General features: G+C 45.9%; 1 protein-coding gene. It reads left to right on the top strand.

Translation table 11 applies throughout. The annotated features are described in order from the left end of the window. A partial coding sequence (locus tag AAEY83_RS17680; RefSeq protein ID WP_502945216.1) for a RelA/SpoT-related domain-containing protein occupies window positions 1-246 on the top strand: 246 nt, incomplete at both ends.

Below are 246 nucleotides of genomic sequence, written 5' to 3'. Positions count from 1 at the left end.
AGTCAATTCATACCGTGGTATTTGGACCTGAAGGTAAAACGGTAGAGATACAAATTCGTACCAGCGACATGCATCAAGATGCTGAGTTAGGGGTGGCTGCACACTGGATGTACAAAGAAGGTGCATTACCAGGGCGCGGTTCGGGTTATGAGCAAAAAATCAGCTGGTTGCGTAAGCTACTCCAATGGCAAGAAGAAGTGGTTGATGGTGGCGATTTAGCAGAAGAGCTTAAAAACCAAGTAGTAG

The sequence above is a fragment of the Psychrobacter sp. TB20-MNA-CIBAN-0197 genome, from assembly GCF_040309765.1.
Taxonomy (GTDB): Bacteria; Pseudomonadota; Gammaproteobacteria; order Pseudomonadales; family Moraxellaceae; genus Psychrobacter; species Psychrobacter submarinus.
Note: the sequence above shows the minus strand (reverse complement) of the source record. Positions and strands in the feature narration are given on the sequence as shown.